Origin of the sequence: Streptomyces niveiscabiei (assembly GCF_001419795.1) — a bacterium.
GTDB classification, from domain to species: domain Bacteria; phylum Actinomycetota; class Actinomycetes; order Streptomycetales; family Streptomycetaceae; genus Streptomyces; species Streptomyces niveiscabiei.
The window spans coordinates 1-4,009 of record NZ_LIRL01000593.1 but is presented as its reverse complement, the minus strand read 5'-3'; the positions used below and the strand labels follow the sequence as shown (position 1 = coordinate 4,009).

The 4,009-nt window shown below is 68.4% G+C and carries 3 protein-coding genes; 1 reads left to right on the top strand and 2 read right to left on the bottom strand.

Features of this window, described 5'->3' with window-relative positions; all coding sequences use genetic code 11:
• Positions 1–2: 2 nt before the first annotated feature.
• On the bottom strand, positions 3–929 hold the full coding sequence (locus tag AOK24_RS27370) for a metallophosphoesterase (protein WP_055722728.1): 927 nt from the start codon (positions 927–929) through the stop codon (positions 3–5).
• A 96-nt stretch (positions 930–1,025) separates the two neighbouring features.
• Here AOK24_RS27370 and AOK24_RS27365 point away from each other — a divergent pair, with 96 nt between their 5' ends.
• Positions 1,026–1,490, top strand: a complete 465-nt coding sequence (locus tag AOK24_RS27365; RefSeq protein ID WP_055722727.1) for a GatB/YqeY domain-containing protein — start codon at positions 1,026–1,028, stop codon at positions 1,488–1,490.
• Positions 1,491–1,604: 114 nt separating this feature from the next.
• Here AOK24_RS27365 and AOK24_RS27360 read toward each other — a convergent pair whose 3' ends face one another.
• Positions 1,605–3,947 (bottom strand): transglycosylase domain-containing protein, encoded by a 2,343-nt coding sequence (locus AOK24_RS27360; RefSeq protein ID WP_055722726.1) that lies wholly within the window; start codon positions 3,945–3,947, stop codon positions 1,605–1,607.
• Positions 3,948–4,009: the final 62 nt, after the last annotated feature.

Below are 4,009 nucleotides of genomic sequence, written 5' to 3'. Positions count from 1 at the left end.
CCCTACTCCCGCCCCACCAACGTCAGCAACGTAACCTCCGGCGGACAAGCAAACCTCACCGGCGTATACCGATTCGTCCCACACCCCGCCGACACATGCATGTATGCCGTCCGCCCCCCGACCGTATGCGTCGACAACCCCTTCACCCGCCCCGCATCCAGATCACAGTTGGTCACCAGCGCCCCGTAGAACGGCACGCACAACTGCCCCCCATGCGTATGCCCCGCGAGGATCAGCGGATAGTCATCGGCGGTGAAGGAATCCAGCACCCGCAGATACGGCGCGTGCACCACCCCCATCGAGAAGTCCGCGGAGCCGGACGGCCCCCCGGCGACCCGCTCGTACCGGTCCCGCCGGATGTGCGGATCGTCGAGCCCGGTCAGCTCGATGGAGACCCCGTCGATCTTCAGGACACCCCGCGTGTTGGTGAGGTCGAGCCACCCGGCCCCGTCGAACCCGTCCCGCAGGCTCTCCCAGTCGATGTGGACGACGTCGACGGCGGGCGCGTTGCCGTTCAGCCCGTGCCGGCCGCTGGCCTTCTCGAAGAGGTACTTCGCGGGATTGCGCAGCCGGGGCCCGTAGTAGTCGTTGGACCCGAAGACATAGGCGCCCGGGAACTCCATCAGCGGCCCGAGCGCGTCCAGCGTCTCGGGGATGCCGTCGGGGTCGGAGAGGTTGTCGCCGGTGTTGATGACGAAGTCGGGCCGCAGCCCGGCGAGCGACCGCAGCCACCGCTGCTTCTTGCGCTGCCCGCCGACCATGTGGATGTCGGAGACCTGGAGCACCCGCAGGGGCCGCATCCCCGGCGGCAGCACCGGTACGGTCACCCGTCGCAGCCGGAACGAACGGGCCTCGAACCCGGCGGAGTAGGCCAGTCCGGCGGCGCCAACCGCCGCGATTCCCAAGGGGACTCCATAACGCGCGCGCATACCCCCATCGTGTCAGACCCGACCGGGACCCTTGACCACACGCCCCCCGCGTAATAGGGAAGCCCCTTTCTTCCCGCACCTGCCACAATCGACGTCATGACCACGCTCAAGTCCAAGCTCCAGGAAGACCTCAACACCGCGATCAAGGCCCGCGACGAGCTGCGCTCCTCGACGCTGCGCCTCACGCTCACCGCGATCACGAAGGAGGAGGTCGCGGGTACGGAGAAGCGCGAGCTCTCCGACGACGAGGTCCTCAAGGTGCTCGCCCGCGAGGCGAAGAAGCGCCGGGAGGCGGCCGAGGCGTTCGCGCAGGGCGGCCGGGCGGAGCAGGCGGCGCGGGAGAAGGAGGAGGGCGAGGTCCTCGCCGAGTACCTCCCCAAGCAGCTGAGCGACGAGGAGCTGACGGAGATCGTCACGGCGGCGGTCGCCGAGGCCAAGGCGTCCGGCGCGGAGGGCCCCCGCGCGATGGGCGCGGTCATGAAGCTCGTCAACCCGAAGGTCGCGGGCCTCGCGGAGGGCGGCCGGGTCGCGGCGACGGTCAAGAAGCTCCTGGCAGGCTGACCAACGCAGGCCGAGCCCACCGGCCGACCCTCTCCGAGCAACAAAGGGCGCCCTCATCACCGTACAAATCTGTACGAGGACGAGGGCGCCCTTTCGCAGGTCAGTGGCCGGACCTCAGTTCCGACCCCCGTTGCCGTTCCCGTTGTTCCCGCGGAACAGGCCCTCGGGGAGGCCCGTGATCGTCGGTGTCGGGAAGTCGCCGTTCGAGCCGCCGTTGTTGGAGCCGCCGGAGGCCCCGCCGGTCGAGGTGTTCGCGCCGGTCGTGCCGCCGCCGATCAGGCCGCCGAGGAAACCGCCGTTGTTGTCGCCGTTGTTGTTGTCGTTGCCCCGGCCGCGGCCGTTCCCGTTGCCCCGGCCGCCGTTGTTGCCGTTGTTGTCCAGGCGGCTGCCGGGGATGGTGACGGTGTGGAAGGACGGGGAGTCCTTGCCGGAGAGGGCGCCGGTCATGGCGTCCTTCCAGATCGGGCCGGGGGTGTCGCCGCCGTAGACGAGGGAGTGGTACTCGCCGCCGATGTAGATGTTCTCCATCTCGACCTTCTGCGTGGCGCTGCCGACCCAGACGGCGCCGGAGAGGTTCGGCGTGTACCCGGCGAACCAGGCGTTCTTGCGGGAGTCGGTGGTACCGGTCTTGCCCGCGTTGGCACGGTCCTTGAGGCCGGCCGTCTTACCGGTACCGGAGTCGACCACCCCGCTGAGCAGCGTGTTGATCGTGTCGGCGGTCTTCTCGCTCATCGCCCGCGAGCAGGTGGACTTCGGCACGTCGAGGGACTTCTTCGTGTTCCCGACGGTCTGCGTGATCGACTCGATGGCGACCGGCGTGCAGTACATCCCGCGCGAGGCGAACGCGGCGTACGCGCTGGCCATGGTCAGCGGGGAGAGACCGGTGGACCCGAGGGTCATGGACGACGGCACCTCGGGCACCTTGTCGCCGTTGCCCTGCACCACGCCGAGGCCGTCGATCATCTTGGACACCGGGCACATGCCGACGTCCTCCAGCATCTGCACGAAGTACGTGTTGACCGAGAGCTCCATCGCCTTGCGCAGGTCGTAGGGCCCGACCTCGGACTCGCTCTCGTTCTCCACCGTGTCGTTCCCGGTGTTGCGCCAGTCCTTGCCGCTGCACGTGGAGACCCGCTCCGGGTAGGGCATGTCGAACGGCGCCGGGTACACCTGGTTCGCCGGCTTCCCGTCCTCCAGCGCCGCCGCCGCGAGGAACGGCTTGAACGTCGAACCCGTCGGCCAGCCGAAGTTGGAGCCGCCGTACGCCGAGTCGACCGAGTAGTTGTACTCCGTCTCGTTCTTGCCGTAGCCGTACGGCTTCGACTGGCCCATGCCGAGGATCTTGCCGGTGCCGGGCTCGACGAGGGTGACGGCCGTCGCGACCTTGTCGGACTGGTAGACGTGGTCCTTGATCGAGTCCTGCACGGACTCCTGGGCCTGCGGGTCCAGGGTCGTACGGATCGTCAGGCCGCCCTGGTTCCAGACCTTCGCGCGGTCCTCCTTGGTCTTGCCGAAGACCGGGTTGGTGAGGAAGACCTTCTCGACGTACTTGCAGAAGAACCCGGCGCCCTTGACGGCGGTGATGCAGCCGTTCTTCGGCTGGGTGACCTTCAGGCCCAGCGGCGCGGCCTTCGCCTTGTCGGCGTCCGCCTGCGAGACGTCGCCGAGCTGGGCCATGCGCTGGATCACGACGTTGCGGCGCAGGGTCGCCTGCTTCTCGTCGTTGATCGGGTCGTACAGGCTCGGCGACTGGACGATGCCCGCGAGCAGCGCCGACTCCTGGAGGTTCAGGTCCTTCGCGTGCTTGGAGAAGTACCGCTGGGAGGCGGCCTCCACGCCGTACGCCTGCTGGCCGAAGAACGTGATGTTGAGGTAGTTCTCCAGGATCTTCTTCTTGCCCAGCTCCTCCTCGACCTGGATCGCGTACTTCAGCTCGCGGATCTTGCGGCCGATCGTCTGCTGGGTGGCCTCGGCGACCTTCGTCGGGTCGTCACCGGCCTCCTCGACGAAGACGTTCTTCACGTACTGCTGGGTCAGCGTCGAGGCGCCCTCCGAGACGCCGCCGCTCTGCGCGTTCTTGTTCAGCGCGCGCAGGATGCCCTTCAGGTCGACCGCGCCGTGCTGGTAGAAGCGCGAGTCCTCGATCGCGACGATCGCCTTCTGCATGTACGGCGAGATGTCCTTGAGGTCGACGACCGTGCGGTCGCGCGAGTACACGGACGCGATCCGGTTGCCCTCGGCGTCCAGGATCGAGGTGCGCTGGCTGAGCGGGGGCGTCTTCAGGTTGGCCGGGAGCTCGTCGAACGACTCCACCGACCCCTTCGCGGCGAGGCCCAGCGCGCCGACGGCCGGCAGGGCGATCCCCGCCAGGACCGCGCCCGACAGGACACTGACACCGAGGAACTTGGCGGCCTGCTGCGTCGTGGACAGACCACCGCCCGAGCGCTTCTTTGGCATGCACGCCAGCCTAATCCGTCGTTCCGGGGCTTCCGGCGGTGCGGGCGGGGGTGAGGCTGTTC

Bases quoted from the DNA above. Each gene is read 5' to 3' on its own strand.
- AOK24_RS27360 (WP_055722726.1), bottom strand. From the start codon at position 3,947: ATGCCAAAGAAGCGCTCGGGCGGTGGTCTGTCCACGACGCAGCAGGCC.
- AOK24_RS27370 (WP_055722728.1), bottom strand. From the start codon at position 929: ATGCGCGCGCGTTATGGAGTCCCCTTGGGAATCGCGGCGGTTGGCGCC.
- AOK24_RS27365 (WP_055722727.1), top strand. From the start codon at position 1,026: ATGACCACGCTCAAGTCCAAGCTCCAGGAAGACCTCAACACCGCGATC.